This is a genomic window from Jatrophihabitans lederbergiae, from assembly GCF_031845305.1.
Classification (GTDB): domain Bacteria; phylum Actinomycetota; class Actinomycetes; order Mycobacteriales; family Jatrophihabitantaceae; genus Jatrophihabitans_A; species Jatrophihabitans_A lederbergiae.
On the sequence record NZ_JAVREH010000201.1, the window covers coordinates 1 to 797 of the forward strand.

General features: G+C 62.7%; 1 pseudogene. It reads right to left on the reverse strand.

Annotated elements, in window-relative coordinates:
• A pseudogene (locus tag RM423_RS26175) lies at positions 1-363 on the reverse strand (VIT1/CCC1 transporter family protein); the annotation flags it as partial.
• Between the last annotated feature and the right edge of the window lie 434 nt (positions 364-797).

The following is a 797-nucleotide window of genomic DNA, read 5'->3' on the forward strand; positions in this document are numbered from 1 at the left end:
CATAGAGCGCGGTGAGTTCGGCGAGTTCTTGTTCAGGTGTTTCGGCAAGTTCCCGCTCTTCTTGGGCGAGTAGCGCGGTTTGGCTGTCACGTTGGCTGCTCACAGACACGTACTCACCCAGCGCCATGGAGACGGCGCCGGCGACGAGTCCGGCGAGACCGGCGGTGAAATGGGTCCACGGGAGGAGATGGCCCCAGCCACTCCGACGACGATCTCGGCAACGGACACGATTCCGTCGTTGGCACCGAGAACGGCGGCTCGTAACCAGTTCAGTTTGCCCGCGGTGCTCTGCGCATGTGGTTCGTCAGTGCGGGTTGGTATGGCTACTTCGGACACCGGGGCCGGTGTCCTGGACCGGTTCATTCGCGCTCATGAATCCAGTGAATCACCGACACTGACCGCATCCCAGAAAGGCAAGTCTGCCCTTACCGCGCTCGGGAAAGACGTAACCGGCGATCGTGCGGCGGTGGCGTTCGGCATGGCGTCGAACGCGTTCGCGAGCATCTTCCAAGGCCTTATGGTCCCAGCCAGCCGAACTGACCTGCCATGACGACCCGCGCCATTCACTCACCTGTATTGCTCGCCTGGACGGTGAAGACGTGCGGCATCGGCTAGGTGAGGGGTTGGTCGTTGGGTGGGGGCAGGGTGCTGCCGTTGTGCAGCAGGACCGGGAGCAATGCTTGAAACCTGTGGTTGAGGCCGGGTGGGACGTACCTTCCCGGTAGCCATGTGGTGATCGAGCAAGGCCGGCGCTGCAACGCTGGTCGGGAAGGTACGTCCGTGCTCAAGGTAGTGGA